This window comes from Aliiruegeria haliotis (assembly GCF_003003255.1).
GTDB lineage: Bacteria > Pseudomonadota > Alphaproteobacteria > Rhodobacterales > Rhodobacteraceae > Tropicimonas > Tropicimonas haliotis.
The window spans coordinates 37,288-58,035 of sequence record NZ_PVTD01000016.1 but is presented as its reverse complement, the minus strand read 5'-3'; the positions used below and the strand labels follow the sequence as shown (position 1 = coordinate 58,035).

18 protein-coding genes are annotated in these 20,748 nt (G+C 61.6%); 11 read left to right on the top strand and 7 right to left on the bottom strand.

From position 1 onward, the window contains the following. On the bottom strand, positions 1 to 378 hold a 378-nt coding region (locus CLV78_RS22290; RefSeq protein WP_146136761.1), incomplete at its 3' end, for a transposase. Positions 379 to 722: 344 nt separating this feature from the next. Next, positions 723 to 1,475, bottom strand: coding sequence for a FadR/GntR family transcriptional regulator (locus CLV78_RS22285; RefSeq protein WP_146136760.1), 753 nt, complete (start codon positions 1,473 to 1,475; stop codon positions 723 to 725). Between the two features lie 278 nt (positions 1,476 to 1,753). On the opposite strand from CLV78_RS22285, the gene CLV78_RS22280 reads away from it, so the two are divergent. From CLV78_RS22280 to CLV78_RS22255, 6 genes are all read left to right on the top strand, one after another. Beyond that, complete coding sequence (locus tag CLV78_RS22280) at positions 1,754 to 3,304, top strand: sulfatase (RefSeq protein WP_106208168.1); 1,551 nt, start codon at positions 1,754 to 1,756, stop codon at positions 3,302 to 3,304. Continuing rightward, complete coding sequence (locus CLV78_RS22275) at positions 3,301 to 4,398, top strand: mandelate racemase/muconate lactonizing enzyme family protein (protein WP_106208167.1); 1,098 nt, start codon at positions 3,301 to 3,303, stop codon at positions 4,396 to 4,398. Before CLV78_RS22280 ends, CLV78_RS22275 begins: the two co-directional genes overlap by 4 nt. A 66-nt stretch (positions 4,399 to 4,464) precedes the next feature. Next, entirely contained in the window at positions 4,465 to 5,421 is a 957-nt protein-coding gene (locus tag CLV78_RS22270) for a tripartite tricarboxylate transporter substrate binding protein (protein ID WP_106208165.1), read from the top strand. 75 nt (positions 5,422 to 5,496) lie between these two features. Then, entirely contained in the window at positions 5,497 to 5,961 is a 465-nt protein-coding gene (locus CLV78_RS22265) for a tripartite tricarboxylate transporter TctB family protein (protein WP_106208163.1), read from the top strand. Between the two features lie 3 nt (positions 5,962 to 5,964). Next, the gene (locus tag CLV78_RS22260) at positions 5,965 to 7,485 is read left to right on the top strand and encodes a tripartite tricarboxylate transporter permease (protein WP_106208161.1); all 1,521 of its coding nucleotides are present in this window, start codon (positions 5,965 to 5,967) and stop codon (positions 7,483 to 7,485) included. Then, the gene (locus CLV78_RS22255) at positions 7,482 to 8,390 is read left to right on the top strand and encodes an aldose 1-epimerase (RefSeq protein ID WP_158263638.1); all 909 of its coding nucleotides are present in this window, start codon (positions 7,482 to 7,484) and stop codon (positions 8,388 to 8,390) included. Before CLV78_RS22260 ends, CLV78_RS22255 begins: the two co-directional genes overlap by 4 nt. Before the next feature lie 112 nt (positions 8,391 to 8,502). Here CLV78_RS22255 and CLV78_RS22250 read toward each other — a convergent pair whose 3' ends face one another. From CLV78_RS22250 to CLV78_RS22235, 4 genes are all read right to left on the bottom strand, one after another. After that, entirely contained in the window at positions 8,503 to 9,840 is a 1,338-nt protein-coding gene (locus CLV78_RS22250; RefSeq protein ID WP_106208156.1) for a hypothetical protein, read from the bottom strand. A 371-nt stretch (positions 9,841 to 10,211) separates the two neighbouring features. Further along, entirely contained in the window at positions 10,212 to 11,726 is a 1,515-nt protein-coding gene (locus CLV78_RS22245; protein ID WP_106208154.1) for a sulfatase, read from the bottom strand. Between the two features lie 23 nt (positions 11,727 to 11,749). Then, positions 11,750 to 12,712 carry a DUF4432 family protein gene (locus CLV78_RS22240; RefSeq protein WP_106208152.1) on the bottom strand — a complete coding sequence of 321 codons (963 nt, stop codon included), beginning with the start codon at positions 12,710 to 12,712 and terminating at the stop codon, positions 11,750 to 11,752. Next, positions 12,709 to 14,253, bottom strand: a complete 1,545-nt coding sequence (locus CLV78_RS22235; protein WP_106208150.1) for a sulfatase family protein — start codon at positions 14,251 to 14,253, stop codon at positions 12,709 to 12,711. The genes CLV78_RS22240 and CLV78_RS22235 overlap by 4 nt, the downstream gene beginning before the upstream one ends. A gap of 90 nt (positions 14,254 to 14,343) precedes the next feature. On the opposite strand from CLV78_RS22235, the gene CLV78_RS22230 reads away from it, so the two are divergent. The 5 genes from CLV78_RS22230 to CLV78_RS22210 all read left to right on the top strand — a co-directional run bounded on the left by CLV78_RS22230 (position 14,344) and on the right by CLV78_RS22210 (position 19,327). Continuing rightward, positions 14,344 to 15,123 (top strand): helix-turn-helix domain-containing protein, encoded by a 780-nt coding sequence (locus CLV78_RS22230; protein WP_106208148.1) that lies wholly within the window; start codon positions 14,344 to 14,346, stop codon positions 15,121 to 15,123. A gap of 37 nt (positions 15,124 to 15,160) precedes the next feature. Continuing rightward, positions 15,161 to 16,417 (top strand): ABC transporter substrate-binding protein, encoded by a 1,257-nt coding sequence (locus CLV78_RS22225; protein ID WP_106208146.1) that lies wholly within the window; start codon positions 15,161 to 15,163, stop codon positions 16,415 to 16,417. A 76-nt stretch (positions 16,418 to 16,493) separates the two neighbouring features. Beyond that, on the top strand, positions 16,494 to 17,390 hold the full coding sequence (locus CLV78_RS22220; RefSeq protein ID WP_245925248.1) for a carbohydrate ABC transporter permease: 897 nt from the start codon (positions 16,494 to 16,496) through the stop codon (positions 17,388 to 17,390). Positions 17,391 to 17,394: 4 nt separating this feature from the next. Then, complete coding sequence (locus tag CLV78_RS22215) at positions 17,395 to 18,222, top strand: carbohydrate ABC transporter permease (RefSeq protein ID WP_106208144.1); 828 nt, start codon at positions 17,395 to 17,397, stop codon at positions 18,220 to 18,222. Positions 18,223 to 18,232: 10 nt separating this feature from the next. Beyond that, positions 18,233 to 19,327, top strand: a complete 1,095-nt coding sequence (locus tag CLV78_RS22210) for an ABC transporter ATP-binding protein (RefSeq protein ID WP_106208142.1) — start codon at positions 18,233 to 18,235, stop codon at positions 19,325 to 19,327. A gap of 451 nt (positions 19,328 to 19,778) precedes the next feature. On the opposite strand, the gene CLV78_RS22205 is transcribed toward CLV78_RS22210, so the two are convergent. Then, positions 19,779 to 20,711, bottom strand: a complete 933-nt coding sequence (locus CLV78_RS22205) for a LysR family transcriptional regulator (protein WP_106208140.1) — start codon at positions 20,709 to 20,711, stop codon at positions 19,779 to 19,781. Between the last annotated feature and the right edge of the window lie 37 nt (positions 20,712 to 20,748).

The following is a 20,748-nucleotide window of genomic DNA, read 5'->3' as shown; positions in this document are numbered from 1 at the left end:
CTTGATCCCCGTGCTGTCGATCAGAAGGTTCAGAGGGCCAGTCCCACCACGATACGGCAGGTTTACGTTCAGCGTCTTCTGACGGCGGCAAAGGGTGCTGAAATCCGGCACCTCCCGGCCCAACCCGACCAACTTCAGCAAGCTCTCAATGAAGCCTGTCGTCTGCCGGATCGTCAGGCCGAACAACACCTTCATCGTCAGGCAGGTTTGGATCGCGGCATCACTGAAATGTTGCCGCCGACCGCGTTTGCCCGTCGGCGGCGGTATTCTGACCATCTGGGGTTCAAACCAGATTGATAGCAACCCACGTCGCTTCAAGCTGACATTGTAAGCCGACCAGTTCGAGGTCTTGTACTTCGTAGGGGCCCAACTGCTCATGTGCTCGAGTTATCATGCTGGATTCGCAAGATGAATCCCTCAACTCATTTGTGAAACAAAGCCGGATCTCGCGGTAGAATCTACTTTCGCTGGGGTTACCCGCCTTTGTTCGTGAAAGTGGCCACGAGGGACGGATCTGCGAATGGGGCTTGAGCCTGAACTGTGCGCGGGGTCGACGCCTGCCGCTCATGGAGGAAGATGAAGGTCGCAAGGCGCATTGACGATCCGCATGAACCGGGTGTCAGGGATGCGGCCAGCGCTCTATGTCGTCGGAGGCACCGTACCTCAAACCCACGCGAAGCGCTCTTCGGGAGCGGCAAGGAAGAACCAGGTTCAGTTCAGCCTCACGGCGATGACACTGAACTGGGGAACCGCTCGCTCCCTTTTGTGGGTTCTTTCTCGACTGGCGAAAATAGCCACTTTACGCGTTCCAGGTGGCGTTCCATGGCGATCGCTGCACCGTCGCCATCTCGCATGCGCAGGCACTGGTAAATGACCTCGTGATCTTTGATCGCAGCATCGCGGTTCTCCGGCTGCCGAGCGAGCCTGCTGGGCGCGTCGTCCAGCAACCGGAACCAACGATCCCAGAACGCGTTGATCAGCAGGGCGTAGTACGGATTGTGAGTGCTCTCGGCAATTGTAACGTGAAACTGGCGATCGAAGGTATGCCTTCTGACGAACGGGCGCTGTTCCCGCTTCATGCCGTCCACGGCCTCCCCAATCAAGCTGATCTCCGCATCCGTGGCGGTGAGCGCGGCAAGGCGAACGGCAGCACATTCGACGACCTTCCGTACCGCGATCAGATCAAATGGCTCGGAGGTCCAGTCGTCCAGGTCGAGGTCGACGCCCACGTTGGCGCGAGCTTTTGCCTCGGTCACATAGGCGCCAGACCCGACACGAATGTCCACGACGCCACGGAGTTGCAGGGACACCAGCGCTTCGCGGACCACACCGCGGCTGACGCCATGCTGTTTGACCAGTTCACGCTCCGATGGAAGCCGCTCGCCGGGGGCAAATTCGCCTGTGTCGATTCTGTTTTTTATCTGCTCGGCAACGGTGAGAAACAACCGACTGCCATCCTTGCGAAGCTCTTCCACCGGGGGCGTTCCTCTCTCAGGGGCTCCCGGAAAGATAAACCAATCGTCGTCAGCGCTCAACTGGTCTGTCCAAATGAACCAATTTTTTCATATTGGTCCGTTTTTTCTTGAATTGGTTTGTCCAATATGCAAGAGAAGGTGCGACACTTCGGGTCTGACCGAGGGTCGCAACGACATTGGTTAGGCCAGGTGGGTTGCGTCTTCAGGGTATATGCCGGGTTGGGGCGGGCGCATTGGCCGGTGCAGGTCGGATGCGGAGAAAAAGCGGGAGGGGAATTGTGCGTACGGTCTTCTTTTTGATGGACTCCCTGTCCCGCCACTCGCTGGGCGCGTATGGATTCCAGTCGGTTCGCACGCCAAACTTCGACAGACTCGCACGGCGGTCCGTAACCTTCGATACCCACTATGTCGGTTCTATGCCCTGCATTCCGGCCCGGCGCGACATGCACACAGGACGGTTGAACTTCCTGCATCGGAGCTGGGGTCCGCTGGAACCCTTTGACGATTCCTATGCCGAGATCCTGCGCAGCAGCGGAACCTACACCCACCTTGTGACCGATCACTACCACTACTGGGAGGATGGGGGTGTCTGCTACCACCAGCGGTTCAACTCCTACGAGTTCGTTCGCGGGCAGGAAAAGGATGGCTGGGTGCCGATGGTGGAAATCCCCAAGGAGGATTGGCGCGCGCAGTATAGCCGAATTCAGTTTGATGAATTCCGGAATGGCAACTCAAAACTCATAAACTATTCAAATCGTACCAGGATCCAGGAGGAACCGGACTATCCGCTGGTGCGGGTGCTCGATGGGGCAATCGACTTCCTCAACCGGAACCGCATGGCCGACAACTGGTTCCTTCAGGTCGAGTGCTACGACCCGCACGAGCCATTCACCGCACCCGAGCGCTTCCGCAAGGACTATCCAACGGGATATGACGGGCCGATCCTCGACTGCCCCCGCTATGATCGCCTAAGCGATGAGGCGCCGGAGGAAGTGGCCGAGATGCGGGCCAACTACGCAGCACTCATCGCCATGTGTGACGAAAACCTCGGGCGGCTGCTGGACTATTTTGATGAACATGATCTTTGGAAGGACACGGCGCTCATCGTGACTTCGGACCATGGCTTCCTGATTGGCGAGCATGACTGGTTCGGCAAGAACCGGATGCCGTTCTACGAGGAAATCAGCCACATACCACTGTTCCTCCACCACCCGGATTTTGCCGACCAAGCCGGCACGCGGCGGTCTGCGCTGACCCAGACTATGGACGTGATGCCGACGATCCTCGACACATTCGGCCAGCCCGTCCCGGCGGATGTGCAGGGCGCCTCGCTTCTGAACGTGCTGCGCGAGGATGTGCCGGGTCGCGAGGCATGCCTCTTTGGCATGTTCGGCGCGGCGCTTAACATCACCGACGGGCGCTACACCTATTTCCGCTATCCCAACTCCATCCCGGAACAGGAACTGTTCGAGTACACGCTGATGCCGACGCATTTGCGCTCGCGTTTTGCGGTCAGGGAGTTCGATGGTGCTGAACTCGCCGGGCCCTTCGCATTCTCCAAGGGCGTGCGGCTCTTGCGGTTGCCGTCCAACATGGGCGCTGCGGACGGGCTCCTGAAAGGTGCGACGATCGAGGATTGCCACACGGTTCTCTACGACCTCCAGAGCGACCCGGGTCAGACGATGCCCGTTGACGATCCGGAGGTCGAGGCGCGGCTGCTGCGATCGATGGTGCGGCTGATGGCGGACCATGACGCGCCAGCCGAGGCGTATCGGCGGTTCGACCTCGTCGAGCTCGCGGCGGAGATGCAGGAGGAAACCGCGGCATGAGGATCACCAAAATGGTCTGCCGGCTGGTCCGGCGCGACTTCCCCCCTGGGGTCAAGAACGCCCGGCGCGCGATGACCAAGAAGACCGTGGCGCTGGTGTTCCTCGAATCCGACACCGGGCTACTTGGTGTCGGTGAGGCCTGGACGGAGTTCGGCAGCCCGGAGGCGCTTGTCTCGATCTGGGAGGACGACATCAAGCCGATGGTTGTCGGGCAGGACCCGTTCTTTCTTGAGGCAATCTGGTCGGATGTGATGTCCCGCACGGAAGAGAGCAACCGCCGTGGCATCGTCGGCGCGGCGATGAGCGCGGTGAACATGGCGCTGTGGGATCTGGTCGCCCGCGCCATGGGGCAGCCGCTCTACAAGGCGCTCGGGGCGTCGCGCGACAAGGTCTACACCTACGCCAGCGCCGGACTCTACGCGGATGGAAAGACACCGGAGGATCAGGGGCGGGAAGTCGCGGGCTGGCTGTCGCAAGGATTTACCGGCGCCAAGATCAAGGTCGCCGGCGGGCCGCTTGCGGTGGACGTGCAGCGGGTGGCGGCTGTCCGGGAAGCGATTGGCCCGGACGCCCGTTTCATGATCGACGCAAATTACATGCTCACCACGACCGAGGCACTGCGGTACCAGCGGGCGATGGCGCCCTACGATCTCTACTGGTTCGAGGCACCGGTCTCTCCGCGCTCTGTTGACGGTATGGCGCGGATCAATCAGAGCGGACCAGCCCCGCTGGCGGGCTGCGAGAACATCTTCGGTGTCGATGCATTCCGGCGCTACCTTGAAACCGGCGCGGTGTCTTTTGCGCAAGCCGATCTCAGCATCTGCGGCGGCATCAGCGAAGCGCGGCGCATCGCGGCACTGGCCGAGGCCTGGCACGTGCCCTTCACGCTGCACGCCGCCGGAAGCTGCGTGCTGATGTCTGCCAGCATCCACATGGCCGCATCGCTGCCCAATTGCGAGTCGGTCGAGTTTCACCAGATCCAGCAATGGCTGTTCGACATGGCTCCGGAGGGCGCTTTCGACGTGAAGGATGGCCATGTTGCGCCGCTGGAGAAACCCGGCCTCGGGTTGGAGCTGACCTACGACGACTTCTGACCACTCACGGCGGTGCGCAACCATGCGTGCCGAAAGACTTCATCATGACATGGGAGGAGAACCGACATGAAGAAGACGCTAAAGACCCTGGGACTTGCCGCCATACTGGCAATGGGCTCGGCAATGGGAGCCCTTGCGGACTACCCCGAAAAGCCGATCAAGTTCATCGTGCCCTACGGACCGGGCGGCGCATCCGACGTTGTCTGCCGGATTCTGGCCAAGCATCTTGGCCCGATCCTCGATACCAACATCGCAGTCGTCAACGTCGACGGTGCCGGCGGTGCGCTGGCCTGGAACGAGCTGAAACAGGCGCGCAATGACGGCTACACGTTGTCGATGTGGGTCAATTCCATGGCTGTCGGCGAGTCCACTGGCAAGCACCAACTGACGCACGAGCAGTTTGAGCCGATTTCCCAATGGGGCGCGATGTATGTCACCATGTTCGCCAAGGGAGAAGGCGGCAAATACGAAACGCTGGAAGACTTCGCCAACGACGCGAAGGCAAATCCGGGTCAACTCGGCATCGCCATGGGCTATGGTACGCCGGCACACTTCGTTTCGGGGCAGATCCGCGACGCGCTTGGCATTGACGTACAGCTTGTCAACGTTGGCGCAGGGCAGAAAAAGAAGGCCGCGGTTCTCGGCGAACACGTCGCTGCCGGGATCGAGCCTCTTCCTGGCACCATCGGTCAGCACCGGGCCGACCAGCTCAGGATCCTGGCGGTGTTCGCGCCCGAGCGCCTGACCATCCCCGGCTTCGAGGACCTGCCCATCGCGCGCGATTATGGCGCGGACGTTGTGGCGGCGAACACCTATGCCGTGATCGGGCCCAAGGGTATGGATCCCGAGCGCGTCAAGGTCATCTCGGATGCCATCGCCGCGTTGGCGGATGATGCGGAGTACCAGGAAGCAATCGCAAACGTGAGCTTTGCCTTCGACTACCTGGGTACCGAAGACACCGTAAAGGCGATGGACAAGATCCGCGCCGAAACGTTGGAAACCGGCAAGAACCTCGGTTTCTAGGAACCGTGTAGCAGTGTCGGCCGGGGGAAGACCAAAGGCGCCCCGGCCGGCGACACGTCAGTCGGGGAGCGCGGAATGAAGAACTGGCTTACAGCGCCGGACAGGGCTCTGGCAATCGTCGTCATCCTCGTGGGTGCTTTCCTGTATCTGGAGACCTACAGTTTCCCCTCGACAGACTGGGAGCAGCTCGGCGTCGCCTTCTGGCCCCGGCTGGTCCTGATTGGGTTGGGCGTTCTCGCACTTTTCATGGTCTGGAAGGGCACGCTCGAGCCGGGGGAAGAGGTCACCTTCTGCGGTCGTTCATTCGTTTTTCTGGCGGGCGGGCTGGCGTACTACTTCCTGTTGAGAAGCGTCGGATATCTGGTGCTGACGCCACTCTTCGTCTTTGTCTTTACCGCCTATCTGGGATCCACGGATCGCCGTGGCCTAACCGTCGCGGCGCTGTCGGCGGTGCTGGGAACCGCCGCAATCTACATCGTTTTTCACTACGGTCTGCTGGTCGAGTTTCCCGGCGGCGTCCTCGAAGCCTTCGGAGAGTAACAGATGGGTGAAATGATCGGTTTCGACTCCGCGGTTCTCCTGGAAGCGCTGTCACGTGTCCTCGACCCGTTCAATATCCTCATCGTCTTTCTGGGGGTCGCCGGCGGTATCATCATCGGCATCATCCCCGGCATGGGCGCGACGATGGCCATTGCCATCCTTATACCCTTTACCTTCACGATGTTGCCGGAGACCGGCATGGCGCTGTTGGTCGCCGTCTATATCGGCAGCGTCTCGGGCGGCTGCCTGACGGCCATCCTGATCCGATTGCCCGGCACACCCGCTTCGGTGGCCACCTTGCTAGACGGCTTTCCGATGGCCACCCAGGGTAAGGCCGGGCAAGCTATCAGCAATGCGGTTGTGGCCTCCTTCTTTGGCACGATCATCTCCGGCATCATTCTGATCTTCTCCGCGCCACTCCTTGCGGCCTTCGCTCTGAAGTTCCACTTCGCGGAATATGTCGCCGTCTGTGTCTTCGCGCTCACGGCAATCTCTGCCGTGTCCGGCTCATCGATGGCCAAGGGGTTGCTGACCGGCATGCTCGGCGTGTTGCTGGCGACGTTCGGGATTTCCGAGGAAGACGGCGTGCCGCGCTTCAATTTCGGCTCGGACATGTTCCTCGGCGGCTTCACCTTTCTGCCTGCCCTGATGGGACTTTTCGCGGTCTCCCAGATCATGGTCGAGGTCGCAAACATGAAAAGCGCGAAGAAGGTCAAGGCCATCTCAATCGAGAGCATTTTGCCGAGCCTGACGTCCATTCGCCAGAACCTCGGGAACTACCTGCGGTCGGGGCTGATCGGCACAGTGATTGGCGTGATCCCAGCGGTTGGCGGCGCCACCGCGGGGCTCATCAGCTATGCTCAGGCCAAGAACGCCTCCAAGGAAGGCGAGAAGTTTGGCACCGGCCACATACCTGGCATCGTCGCCTCCGAAACCGCCAACAATGCTGCGATCGGCGGGGCACTCATCATCATGCTGACGCTCGGCATCCCCGGTGATCCGGCGACGGCGGTTCTGATCGGGGGGCTGATGATCCACGGCCTGGAGCCAGGCCCGCGGCTCTTCATGAGCTACCCGGAGGTGCTCTACGCGATCTACCTCACCGTGTTCCTCGGCGCGTTCTTCATGATGTTCGTGTTGCTGGCCTTCATGCGGCCGCTGGCAAAGGTGATGGAACTCCCCAAGGAGATCCTGCTGCCGCTGCTGTTCGTTCTGGCGGCGACGGGCGTCTACTCCACCAACAACCGCGTCTTCGACATCCTCGTGATGTGCGGCTTCGGCTGTCTTGGCTATATCCTCGAACGCATGCGCTATCCGCTCGCGCCACTTGTGCTCGGCTTCGTTCTTGGCCCGCTGATCGAAGGCAACTTCCGCAAGATGCTGGGGCAATATGGCGATGTCTGGCCGCTCTTTACGCAACCGATCGCGCTGATGTTCATGGTCCTGACACTGGGCTCGATCCTCTGGACGATCCGCACACGCTGGAAGGCGGCCAACGCCTCGGCGCAGGAGCCATCCCCTTGAAATATGGCTCGGGCAACATCGAACTGCGCGCCGGGCAACTATCGGCAACGGTGCGGCCGGAGTACGGCGGGCGAATTCTTCGCTTTTCGACCATCGATGCGCAGGGAACGTGGGACTGGTTCCTTCCAACCGATCCTGCTGCGCCGATGGACCGGCAGGCGCCGCAGAAAGCCGGGTGCTATCCGCTGGTGCCATTCTCGAACCGGTTGCGCGACGGGCAGTTGAACTACCGGGGCCGGAACTATCCGCTTGCTGCCCATCCGCAATGTCCGCCGCATGCCATGCACGGTGACGGCCACCTCGCGGAGTGGGATGTCGCCGACCAGGGGCTATCCCATGTCACAATCACATTCGATCACAGACCGGGCCACGGAACATGGCCCTTTCCCTACCGCGCGCGCCAGTCGATTTCGCTGACTGACACCGCGCTGACAATTGATTTCAATCTGACAAATACCGGACCGGATCCAATGCCAGGAGGGATCGGGCTTCACCCCTATTTCCCGCGCATTGGAAACCCGCTCGTGAAGATGGGGGTTGGCGCTTGGTGGCCCGCTCCGGAAGACCTGATCCCGCTGGCGATGGAGCCCGCGTCCGAAGATCTCGACTACAGCGATTTCCGTGACCTTCCCGCCAATCGCTTCACCCACTGCCTCGATCAGTGGGATCGGAAGGCCGCAATCCAATGGCCGGAACATGGGCGCGCCTTGACCGTATCGGCCACCGGTGCACTGGACCGTATCCTGTTTCATGTCGTCCCTGGTCTGCCGTTCTTTTGCATCGAGCCGATCAGCCATACGATCAATGCCTTCAATCTTCAAGAAACCGGTGTTCCGGGAACAGGCACCCGTGTGCTTTCGGGCGGAGAGAGCCTGACAGGAACCGCGATATTCTCTGTTGCTTGACTGGCCTACTGACAGGGCGGGGCGAGTTTGCCTCTGCTGGAGAAGTATGGCCGGGAATGGCGGACGTATCGCTTGCCTTCTGAGATCCTCCAATGGTGAAACGGTGGGGCACCTACCCGACGAATGCCGAGACCAACAGGAGTGACAGGGCGCCACCGAACGCTCCCAGTAGCAGGACCACCCAGCCATGGGTGATCGTGAAGGCAAGTGACCGGATCGAGAAGGCACTGCACACGATCATGACCGGCAGCCCGATCGGCGAGCACAGGGAGTTGAGCGCCCAGCCGAGTATCAGCGCTGCGTAGATCGGCGGCGCATCTGCTCCCAACGTGGAAACGTAGGGACCCACCACCGGGTAGGCGAGCAGGAAGGCGATTGCCGGCTGCACGCCAATGAACCCGACGGAGACCAGGAATAGAAGGATGAGTGCTGGCGCCAGGCCGCCAGACTTGGAGAGGAGTCCGGTTGCCATATCGCTCCACTCGGGCGGGAAATGAGTCAGCAACAAGCTTCCGAGAACAAGCGAGGACCCCAGAATCGTGGCCTCGTTTATCGAGACGGAATACCCTTCTGAAACGAGGTCGGGCCGTCGCAGGCGCCACACTGGCCAGACCAGTGACGTCGCGAAGATACATGTGAAGGCGGCGCGACTCGGGGGCATTTCGAACACCACGGCAAGCGCGATGGTAGCAAGGATCGGCGCCAGGATGAGGCCCGTTCCGGTCAGCAGGCTTGCGTCGAATTTCAGCGATGGGTTGGGGCGGGCTGCTTGGCTCTGAGCATTCCCGGCATGGGGGCGCAGATTTTGATCCGTCATCCATATCTGCAAACGCCCGGCAAGCCAGACCGCCAACCCGCATCCAAGAAGGTAGGGCGCCAAATCCAGCCATGAGACAGCCGGTAGCATGCTGGTGATGACCACCGACGGGATCGCAAGCGGCGACAGGATCGGGTTGAGAGCGAACCCCGAAATGATCGTTCGCGCTATCGTAAGCCGTTCCGGCAACGGCGCCGTGACCTTGCGGGCGAAGGTACCGGAGACAAACTGCAAGGCCCCGTTCAGAAACACCACTGCCAACAGGCCCGTGCTGAGCGAAACAACCGCGAACTGCCGGTTTGGGCGTGCCTGCGACAACGCCTGGCCGAGAGCATTGATAGCGGGATCGTGGCTAGCGGCCGTGCGCAGGCTGCCGCTGACAAGCAGGAATGCGGCGGGAAAGATGGCTGCCAGCAGGTTTGCCGGTATGGCCCCTGTGGCCATCTCCGCGGTGCAGACCACAACCGCCGACAGAAAAAACACGCGCGCGATGCGGTTCAACTTAAAAAAGCTCAGGGCCACGAGCAGCGTGAACAGCGCGGCGCTGATTGGCGCAAACCGCGTTCCGGCAAGAACATCAAGAAGCAGAAGACCAACACCTGCCAGTGCAAGCGTGGCGCGGAGGGCTCTCATTCTGGATCTCTGCCGGACTCGGGTGGCATCACACGTGGGTTTCCAGTTTCACGGCGCAATGCACGCCGCCCGTTTTAAGACCGCGGACGCTCGCGGACCGAGAAAGGCATTTCCGTCTGGAACACCTCCAGAATGTGGGTGCCGTTCGGAAGTGCCTTTGTATCGCAGCGCGGCATGATCCGTTGTCGTTTTTCCCTTGAACAACAGACACATTTAGCCCCCAGAAGGCAAGCTGCCCTGTCGTGCGGTTTCGTTTGAAGAGAGCGATGCCCTCGTTTTTCAAGGAAACGGGTTGTTTTGATGCACGGGCCGCAAACTCGCCGGATCGGGAGGTCACAGAACGCCGAACTGAACCGTCAGAAACCGCTCGTTCACCCAACATGCGACGACATTCCATATCGGCGGAACTGTTCCTCCGGGGCGCTCAGGTCGTTGAACCAATGGGCGAGATCCGCAACCAGCCGGGCTTCGATCTCGGGGGCGTCGATGGGCTGGATCTGTTGCGGATCGGTGGCGAGATCGTAGAGCCTCGTATCCGTTTCCACGTGCGCACCGGGGCCATAGGTGTTGAACATCGCCGAATCCGACCGCACCGGGACCCTGAGAACCGGGACGCCATCGGTAAAGGGCAGGGGGCCGTACAGGCTGGCCGCGGAAAGCTCGTGCCGCGAGAAGAAATCGAAGATATGCGTCGGCATCAGCGTGTGTTGGAACTGCCCGCACTCCTCGTCGATCACGCCGCGGAAATAGGTATACCGTCCATCGGTGATGTTCACCGGCCCGCCGAAATAGCCGAAGATGACTGTCTTGTGCCCCGGAGCCCCATCGAGCATCGGCAGGAGCGAGCGCGCCTCTGTGTCCGGCGGCGGCCCGTCGAAGAGGTCGAGGAAGGTCGCGCAGAGGTCGGGCGTCTGGGTCAGCGCATCGACGCGCTGGCCGGGCGTGGGTCTGCGTGGATCGTGCAGGAACAGCGGAATATGAGCAATCTCCTCATAAAGATGCATCCGGTTCTTGGCCCAGAACTCGTGCTCCCCGAGCAGGAAGCCGTGATCGGTGGTGGCGACGAGCGCAGTGTCCTGCCAGAGGTTCTCCGCGTCGAACCGGTCGAGCAGATCGCCCAGAAGCGCATCGCAGTGGCGGATCGAGGCTTCGTAGTTCGCTCGCAGTTTGGCATTCTCGGCGGGGCTGTCTTCGAGCCGGCCGTAGCGGGGCCAGTCGAGGATCGCACTGTCCCAGTCCGAACGGCTCCTGTCGCGGTACTTCTGTGGGGCATGGAAGGGCTCGTGCGGGTCGAAACACTCGATCTGGAGGAACCAGTTGTCGGCGCTCTTGTTGCGGTCAATGAAGGCCAGGCCGGCGTCTATCGTCCGCTTGGAGGGGAAATCCTTCGCGGCTATGATCCGCTCTCGGTTGAGCATGTTCTGGCGTTTGTAGCGCCGTCGAACGTCGGCATACTGGATCGGGTGGAACCGGGCCTGAAGGTCGTCTGTGTCCGGCTCCACGACGGGCACCCAAGGATCGCCTTCTTGCCCACGAATGAGGTCGTAGCTGTCGTAGCGCGAATGGTAGGTCGCGCCGCCGTCTTCCCAGTAGCGAAAATGGTCGGTCGCAAGGTGCGAGTACGTGCCCTTTTCGCGAAACAGGGTCTCGGTGAAGCAGATATCGAACGGCTCGATCGGGCCCCAGGAGCGGTGCAGGAAGCCCAGCCTGCCGGTGAAAATGTCGCGGCGCGCCGGCATGCAGGGCATGGAACCGACATAGTGCCTGTCGAGAGTTGCGCAGCGCTCTGCCAGCCGGTCGAAATTGGGCGTCTCGATCTGCGTGCCGCCATTGGGGCCGAGCATGTGGCGGTTGAGGCTGTCGAACAAGAGGAAAACGGTGCGCATGTGGGCCACCTGGTTGCGTCGGCTCAGGGGTGCCGGAACTGGAAATGGAGGCTGGATTTCCAGGTTTCGCCGGGGGCGAGCAGGGTGCCGGACAGGCTGGTGCCATCGGCGGCGAGGCCGCAGTTGCATGGCTCGACAGCAAGGATATTGCGCCTGCGGCGCGGATCGCGCCAGATCTGGAGCCAGGGCAGGGTGTCCGCGGAGACATCCATGGACACGGTCAGCCCCGGCCAGTCGCCGCGCGGCGGCCGGGCAATTGTCACGCGCTGGCCGGTCGTGTTGGCATGGCATCGCGGCGCGCCGGGGGCGGTACCGAACAGCGCTTCGCCGAGCTGTTCGATGGTGGCCTCGCCGAGCGTCACGGTGCAGCCCGGGGCGGCGAGCGGGAAGCCGAAATTGGCATGGTAGAGAATAAACATCTCCGCCGGCGCCGCGCCGATACTGCGGATCGTGTCGGTGATCGTCAGGGCGGTGCCGCCGATGGGGGCCGCGATCCGGCGGTGCAGCCGCAGGACGCCGCCGCCGGGATGCGGGCGGGTCACTTCGCCTTCGGCAAATAGCTCCGGCCGGGCGGCATCCCAATCCTCGCCCAGCCCCAGCAGCCGCGCGGGCGACAGCGCGAGCGTACCGTGTTTGGGCAGGCCGTTTCGCGGCGCGCGGACGTTCTCCAGCCCACAGGTCACCAGAAATCCGGTCAGCGCCCGTTCGGCGTTGCCGACGTCGCCCGACGGGTGCCGCCAGCCGACGGGCAGCCCCCTGAACCGGACCGATGCAATGTCGAAGGCGCCGGTTTCCTTGATCGTCAGATCCAGCCCGCCGCCGGTCGACATCTCGATCAGCTTCTGGCCGCTGTCGGGACCGTCCGCGAGGACGATCCGGCGGGTATGGGCCAGCTGGCGCAGGTCTCCCACCAGCGACGGCAGACGCTCCCGGGCCGGTCTCGGCAGATCCGGAAGCGGCCGGAAGGTGTCGGCGATCTCGTTCACGCGCCGCAGTGCTCTGCAAGAGCGGCGGCACTGTCATGCTCTGGCACGTCACCAATCTCGGCCATGCGCGCGTCCAGACGGGCCAACATGTCGGCAAAGACCTCCGAGTAGGCCGGATCGCAGGCAACGTTGAGAAGCTCCAGCGGGTCCTTCTCGCAATCGAACAACTCCCATTCCGGTGGCTCGTCGGGGCCATGCGCACCGGGCTGACCGAGGTCCGAATTGTACCAGTAGATCAGCTTGTAGCGATGGGTGCGCAGCCCGTAATGCGCCCAGGCGTTGTGATGCTCGTCCTTGTGCATCCAGTACCGGTGATAAGCGGCATCGGGCCAATCCTCCGGCGCCTCCTGTTCGAGGATCGGGCGCATCGAGCGGCCCTGCATGTAGGACGGCATCGGCAACCCGGCGTAGTCGAGAAAGGTCGGCGCGAAATCGACATTGGTGGCAATGTCGGTGCAGGTGCTGCCGGGGCGGATGCCGTCGGGATAACGGATCAGGAAGGGCATCTGGAGCGATTCCTCGTACATGAACCGCTTGTCGAACCAGCCGTGGTCGCCAAGGAAAAAGCCCTGATCGGAGGTGTAGATGACGATGGTGTTTTCTGCGAGGCCCTGTTCGTCCAGCCAGTCCAGCATCCGGCCCACGTTCTCGTCGATGGCGTGGATGGTTGCGAGGTAGCGCTTCAGATACCGTTGGTACTTGAAGAGCGCCAGTTCCTCTTCGGTCTCGAAGGTGAAGTTTTCGCCCGTGTGCTTGTCGATCAGCACCAGACCGCGCGGATCGTCCGGATGCGGCACGCGGCGGGTGCTCCAATAGGGCACGCTCAACTCGCCCACTTCGGAGCCGCCCTCGGGCTGGACAAGGCCAAGATCGGTGTAGGTCATGTCCATCCGCACGCGCATTTTCGCGGCTTCGGCAGCGCGGGCGCGGTTCTCGTAGGTGTCGTTGTAGGTTTCCGGCACCTTGATGTCCTGCCCCTCAAACATGTCTCGGTCGCGCGGATGCGGCTCGAAGGGACGATGCGGCGCCTTGTGGTGGCACATCAGGAAAAAGGGGCGATCCTTGTCACGGTTTTCCAGCCAGTTCAGGCTCTTGTCGGTGATGACGTCGGTGGCATAGCCCGGCTCCACGGTTTCCTCGCCCATCTCGATCATCACCGGGTCGAAATAGACGCCCTGTCCGGGCACGACCGACCAGAAGTCGAACCCTGTCGGCTCGTGCGGCTTGCCCTCGCCCAGATGCCATTTGCCGATCATGGCCGTCTGGTAGCCATCGCGGCGCAGATGTTTGGCGACATTGGGCCAGCGGTTGTCGATATGGGTGTCCAGCGTGGTGACGCCGTTCACATGGTTATAGGTGCCGGTGAGGATCGAGGCACGGCTTGGCGTGCAGATCGAGTTCGTTACGTAGCAATGATCGAGCCGCATCCCCTCGTTGGCGATTCGGTCGAGATTGGGCGTGTGGTTCAATCCGTGCCCATAGGCCGAGATAGCCTTCGAGGCGTGATCATCTGACATGATAAACAGGATGTTAGGTCTCATCTGCGGCTCCCCGGGTCGTCTGGCTGGCGTCAGATGTGTTGACGCAATTCCCATATATGGTAGTAACAACTTTAAATATGGGATTCAAGAATGTCCGGATCGGTCAAGAGAGTGGTGGCGATACTGGAGGCCCTGCGGGTCTCCGGCGCCGGTGATGCCGAAGGCGGGATGACCTCTCAGGAGGTTGTCGAACGCTCTGGTTTGCCCGCATCCACGGGCTATCGGATCCTCACCGAGTTGCAGGACCTCGGGCTGGTTCACCGCACGGCACAGCGCAAGTTGCAGGCGAACTTCATATTCGAGCGTCGGCTCACCCATCCAACGCTCGACCCCGAGCAACTTGCCATTGCGTGTTCAGAGCTGTCCCGGAATCTCATCGCGGCCTCCGAGATTGTTGTTCTCAGCGGTCAGAACATGTTGTGGCACATCGTCGAGCAGCATTCCGAGCAGGTGATCCGCCTGCGAGCCTTTCCCGGTTTCACCCGGACATCCTACGAACTGGATTCCATCTCGCGGCTGGCGCTGGCCCATGTGCCGGTGCCCGACTTGGAGAAGAACTGGGACATGCACGCCTTTTACACCGCCGGGGTCAACCGCGAGCAGTTGGATCCGGACGGTGCGCGCGACCTGATCGCCGCCGTGGATCGGAAGGACATGCAGTTCGACATGATGGGGAATTCGAAAGGTATCCGCCGCTTTTGCATGGCCATCCACGACAAGGCCGGGGCGCTGTCGTGCCTTTTGACAGTGGCCGAGGGCGCGATGCCCGTGCGGGACGAAGCCGCGCATGTGGCCGAGATCCGGGCGCTGCTGACGGAACAGAAGAATCGTATCGAACAGAACGCGGATCTGGCGGTGGACACCGGCTGATCGTGAAAGACACCAGAGTTTCAGTAGGGAGGAGACTATGAAACCAACAGCAATCGCATTGGCCACGGCGGCCATGCTGACCGCGGTTCCGGCCATGGCCGAGGACCTTGTCCTGTCGATCGGCTCGCGGGGCTACGGCCCGGCAGTCGAACGCAATCTCGCTCGATATGCCGAGGTGAACCCGGATGTCAGCATCGAGTGGAACAAGGTTTCCGACGTCCCGGGAGAGACCCGCAAGCTTTATGTTACCGGCCTGTCCGCCAAGAGCCCGACGCCCGATGTCTATGCGCTGGACGTGATCTGGGCTGGTGAGTTTGCCCAGCGGGGCTGGCTTGAGCCGCTGGGCGGCCTGCTGGCGGACGAGACCATCGCCGCTTTTAACCCGTCGCTGCTCACGGCATCGACCGTGGACGGCAAGGTGCATGCCCTGCCGCTCTACACGGACGGCATCCACTTCTTCTATCGCAGCGACCTGCTTGAGAAGTACGGGCTGGACGTGCCCAAAACGTGGGAAGAAGTGCTGGAAGCATCGAAAACCATCACCGAGGGCGAGAAGAACCCGCAGTTCTACGGCTTCGTGTCCATGTGGGCCAAGATCGAGGGTCTGTTCATGAACTGGCTGGCCTTCACCAATGGCAATGGCGGCGGCTTCTATGATGCCGACGGCAATGTTGCCGTCAACTCGCCTGCCAATATCGCGGCCACGCAATACATGGTCGACCTGTTGCACGAGCACCGTTATGCGCCGGATTCGATCCTGAACATGCGGCCGGATGATGCCCGCACGCTGTTCCAGCAGGGCCGCGCCGCCTTCCTGATGGTGCAGGGCTTTGTCCATGCGCCGCTGAGCGCTGATGACAGCCCCGTGGCCGGCAAGTTCGACTTCGCGCGCATCCCGTATTTTGAGGGCAACGAAGACGCCAACACCACCACGATGGGCGGATGGTTCCTTGGCATCAATCCAAACTCGGAAAACAAGGAAGCCGCTGCGGAATTCCTCACCCACTTCACCGCCTACGAGCAGCAACTCACTGCCGCCGTCGAAGACAACCGTGCGCCGACGATCCCGGCCGTCTATGACGATCCGAAAATGTCAGAAGCGGAAGTGCTCGCCAAGTTCGGCAAGAACTATGATCTGGGCGTGGTGCGTCCGTCGGCCGGCACGGGCAGCAACTATCCCAAGGTGTCCGAGATCATGCAGCTCGCCGTCACCAATGCGCTGCATCGCCAGAAAACCGTCGAAGACGCGCTGAACGACGCCCAGGCGGAAATTGAGGCAGTCCTGGCCGACTGACGGCCGCGACCTCCCGACAGGCAAGTCCCGGCGGTCCACCATGCCGCCGGGAACCTCTCCAACCGACAGGCATGACATGACCACCAGCGTCACCTCTCCGCTCGATCGGCGCCGCCACCTGACCGGTATGGCCTTCGTGACCCCCACCTTGCTGGTGATCACGGCGATCCTCGTCTACCCGATCCTTCAGTCCATCGTCCTGAGTTTCGGCACGTCGAGCCTCGATGGCTCCGAGCCCTACCAGTTTGTTGGTCTCAAGCACTATGCGGCGCTGGCCCAGACCGAGCGGTTTTGGAACGCGCTTGGTGTGACGCTGACCTTCACCGCTTTGTCGATCCCGCTCGAACTGATCATGGGGATCGGTCTTGCGGTGCTTCTGAACGAGAGCTTCCGCGGAAAAGGGATCGCGCGCCTCGCGGTGCTCTTCCCATGGGCGCTGCCGACGGCGCTCAACACGCTGATGTGGCGCTGGATGTACAACACCGACTACGGCCTGTTCAACGCCGTCGCCCTTCAATCGGGCGTCGTCGACCGGCCGATCAACTGGCTCGGCGACGAGACGCTGGCGATGCTGTCCATGGTCGTCGTTGCCGTGTGGAAAACCTCGTCTTTCATGGCGCTCATCATCCTGGCCGGCCTGCAATCCATTCCGCGAGAGCTCTACGAGGCCGGTCGGATGGACGGCATGACCCGCTGGCAGGAGTTCCGCGAGATCACGCTGCCGCTGCTCAAGGGGCCGATCCTCGTCGCGCTGATCATCCGCTCGATGGATGCGCTGCGCACCTTTGAACTGCCCTTCAACCTGACCGACGGCGGGCCGGTTACGGCCACGGAAAGCCTCTCGCTCTATGCCTACAAGGTCATGTTCGACTTCATCGAGTTCAACTTCGGCGCGGCGATTGTCGTCGTCCAGTTCCTCGTGATCTTCGCCATGAGCCTGATCTACATCCTCACCCTGAGAAACAAGGATTGAGCCGATGACCAGGAACCGCCCTCGCATCGGCCTCTACACGCTGGCCATCATAGCCTCGGTGATCTCATTCCTGCCGATCATCTGGCTGATCCTGACATCGATCAAGACCACCGCCGGCATCTATGCATGGCCGCCGCAATACCTGCCCGCGCCGGTGACCTTCCAGAACTATATCGACATCTTCACCAAGTCGCCGGAGCTGCTGCTGTACGTGCTCAACAGCTTAATCGTCGGGCTTGGCACCACCATCGTCTCACTGTCGCTGGGCGGCATGGCGGGCTATGCGCTCTCCCGGCTCGGGATGCGGCGCGCCGGCGTGCTGATGGTGTTCATCCTCGCGGTGTCGATGTTCCCGCCGGTCTCGCTGCTGCCGTCGCTGTTCCAGACCTTCCTGAACCTTGGCCTGCTCAACACCTATACCGGCCTGATCATTGCCCATACCGGGCTGTTCCTGCCCTTCTCGGTCTGGATGCTGGCGAGCTATTTTGCGACGCTGCCGAAAGAGATCGAGGAAGCCGCGCGGATGGATGGGATGGGGTTCTTCCGCATCTTCTGGTCCATCGTGATCCCGCTCTCGTGGCCAGGCTTCGTGGCCACCGGCCTGATCGTCTTCATCCACTCCTGGAACGAATTCCCGCTGGCGCTTGTGCTGATGACGCAAAACGCCATGCGCACCGCGCCGGTGGGGATCTCGCTCTACCCGGGTGAATACGCCTTCCCCTGGGAGACGATCTCGACCGCCACCGTCATCGCCATCGTGCCGATCCTTGTGATCACGGCCATCTTCCAGAAACAGATCGTCGGCGGGCTGACCGCTGGCACCGGAAAGTGAGACAGACCCAATGACCGAAGTGAAACTGGAACGCATCGGCAAATCCTATGGCGCGGTCGAGGCCGTTCAGGAGTTCGATCTGACCATCGAGGATGGCGAGTTCCTGGTGCTGCTCGGCCCGTCCGGCTGCGGCAAGTCCACCACGCTGCGGATGATCGCCGGGCTGGAGAGCATCACCACCGGCGACCTCACGATCAGCGGCACGCGGATGAACGATGTGGATCCCAAGGACCGCGGCGTGGCCATGGTGTTCCAGAACTACGCGCTCTATCCGCACAAGACGGTTTTCGACAACATGGCCATGGCGCTCAAGCTTCAAAAGGTGCCGGTGGAGGAGATCAGAGATCGTGTCGGACGCACCGCTGAAATGCTCGGCCTGACCGAGTATCTCGAACGCAAGCCGGCCGCGCTTTCGGGCGGCCAGCGCCAGCGCGTCGCAATCGGCCGCGCCATTGTCCGCACGCCGAAGGTGTTCCTGTTCGACGAGCCGCTCTCGAACCTTGACGCCAAGCTCCGGGTCAAGATGCGGATGGAGTTGCAGGAGTTGCACGACAGCCTCGGTGTGACCTCGATCTACGTCACCCACGACCAGATCGAGGCGATGACGCTGGCCGACCGGATCGTCATCATGAACGGCGGCGTCGTTGCGCAGGTCGGCTCTCCGCGCGAGGTCTATGACAGTCCGGCCGACGAGTTTGTGGCAGGCTTCATCGGCAGCCCGTCGATGAACTTCATCGACCTGCGGCGTGGCGCCGGCGGCGGTTGGTCTTCCACCGAAGGCGGGTTGAGGTTCGAGTCTCTGCCATTCTCCTTGGGGGACCGCTCGGAGATACGTCTCGGAATCCGGCCCGAACACGTCGTAATCACACCGCACGCGGAGACCGGTGCGAACGGGGGTTCCTTCGAGGCAGAGGTCCGTCTCGCGGAATTGCTCGGTGCGGATGCGCTGCTCAATCTCGACATTGAAGGATGCCGTCTGACGGCGCGCGTTGGCGGTACGGGGCATTCAAGGGCAGGGGATCGCGTGCAAGCCACCTTGCCGACACCCCTGCTGCACGCGTTTGACATTCCCACCGGGAAGGCCCTGCCGCGCTTGGTTTCGTAGAGAGCGCCCGACCCGGCGCACGCCTGAATGCGCCTGTCGGGCGGTGCATGGGGGAACGGAGTCAGCGGACGATTCAACCGCCTTCAGTCCGGGGGGCTGAACGTCATGGAACTCATGGCGATCTGACGGGCAAAAATCATTGCCGACAAGGTATCCGCAGGTGCAACCACGCTCGTTAGATCGTCGCGCTCAACATGCTCTCACCGGCGGCGGAAACTCTATTCAGACATGGCCCACATGAATGCGACCGGACGGCCGATCGTACTGGCGACACGGCTTCGGGACGAACAACGCCTGTGTGAAACTCCTCTGCGAACACTTCGTGTCGATGGGTTTCGACCGGCGGGTCGCCGAACTCCCGATCTGGAACACTCGCAACCGGGTCCATCAACGAACACTCGGGGCATCAGTCGATTTGCATGCCTCTGCCACCGGCAGACCTCTCCCGGTTTCACGAGATCAGGTATTCCGGGCGATGGTGGGAGATCGCCATTCGCGTGATCTCGATGCAACGCTGAATGGACTTGAGTGAGAGGGCTGATCGCCGAAGCAGGATATTGGTCTGAAGCGACCAGAGCGGCGCGTCCAGCGGTATCCTGCAAATCCCCATCAATTCGGCCTGTTCGACCAGGATGTCGCTGATGATTGCTATGGATCCCGACAGACGAACCATTTGCATCAATGCTGTGAAAGAGTTGGAGCGGAGGACAAATGCAGGCGGTTGCAGCCCGAATTTGCCAAGGTGGAACTGGGCGCGCTGGATAAGCGCATCGTCTTCGTAGAAGCCTGACCAGTCGTGATCGAGAAGCCGGCTTACAGGCAAGGGCCCGCCTTGCGCAAGAACATGGTCGACACTTGCGACAGCGGTCATGGGCACTCGGGCTAGCGGGATTGTCACGAACTCGGGGTCCAGCGGGACATTGTGCCCTTCGGCGGCAATCATGATGTCGATGCGACCGTTCTCAAGCTGTTGCCAGAGTTGGTCAGTGATCCCTGTCACCAGGTCCAATGCAAGGTCGGGAAACTCGTAGCGCATGTTGCTCAGAACCTTGGGCAGCACGGTCGTTGCCCAGGTTACTCCGCCGCCAATACGCAGCAGCCCGCGTTCTCCCGTCTCCAGCCCTGCGATTTCCAACTGTGCGTATTCCGCACTTTTCTTGAGGTTGTAGGCATACCGGTAAAGCGCATCGCCCGCCTCGGTCGGCACCATTCCTTTCGGTGTTCGGACAAAGAGTGCGGCTTCGAGTTGCTCCTCGAGTTGCTGCAGGCTCTTGGTGAGGGCCGGCTGCGTCAGTCCGACCGTCTCGGCGGCCTTTCGCAAACTGCCAGTCTCGTAAATTGCCTGAAACAACACCATTGGGCGCGAGTAGAACGGATGAAACATGATCGGTGATTACCTGTAGTTATCACGATATGACAAT

Excerpts from the sequence above, each read along its gene's own strand:
- CLV78_RS22230 (WP_106208148.1), top strand. The coding sequence starts at position 14,344 with ATGTCCGGATCGGTCAAGAGAGTGGTGGCGATACTGGAGGCCCTGCGG.
- CLV78_RS22205 (WP_106208140.1), bottom strand. The coding sequence starts at position 20,711 with ATGTTTCATCCGTTCTACTCGCGCCCAATGGTGTTGTTTCAGGCAATT.
- CLV78_RS22265 (WP_106208163.1), top strand. The coding sequence starts at position 5,497 with ATGAAGAACTGGCTTACAGCGCCGGACAGGGCTCTGGCAATCGTCGTC.
- CLV78_RS22215 (WP_106208144.1), top strand. The coding sequence starts at position 17,395 with ATGACCAGGAACCGCCCTCGCATCGGCCTCTACACGCTGGCCATCATA.
- CLV78_RS22235 (WP_106208150.1), bottom strand. The coding sequence starts at position 14,253 with ATGAGACCTAACATCCTGTTTATCATGTCAGATGATCACGCCTCGAAG.
- CLV78_RS22270 (WP_106208165.1), top strand. The coding sequence starts at position 4,465 with ATGAAGAAGACGCTAAAGACCCTGGGACTTGCCGCCATACTGGCAATG.
- CLV78_RS22250 (WP_106208156.1), bottom strand. The coding sequence starts at position 9,840 with ATGAGAGCCCTCCGCGCCACGCTTGCACTGGCAGGTGTTGGTCTTCTG.
- CLV78_RS22245 (WP_106208154.1), bottom strand. The coding sequence starts at position 11,726 with ATGCGCACCGTTTTCCTCTTGTTCGACAGCCTCAACCGCCACATGCTC.
- CLV78_RS22220 (WP_245925248.1), top strand. The coding sequence starts at position 16,494 with ATGACCACCAGCGTCACCTCTCCGCTCGATCGGCGCCGCCACCTGACC.
- CLV78_RS22260 (WP_106208161.1), top strand. The coding sequence starts at position 5,965 with ATGGGTGAAATGATCGGTTTCGACTCCGCGGTTCTCCTGGAAGCGCTG.
- CLV78_RS22225 (WP_106208146.1), top strand. The coding sequence starts at position 15,161 with ATGAAACCAACAGCAATCGCATTGGCCACGGCGGCCATGCTGACCGCG.
- CLV78_RS22275 (WP_106208167.1), top strand. The coding sequence starts at position 3,301 with ATGAGGATCACCAAAATGGTCTGCCGGCTGGTCCGGCGCGACTTCCCC.
- CLV78_RS22210 (WP_106208142.1), top strand. The coding sequence starts at position 18,233 with ATGACCGAAGTGAAACTGGAACGCATCGGCAAATCCTATGGCGCGGTC.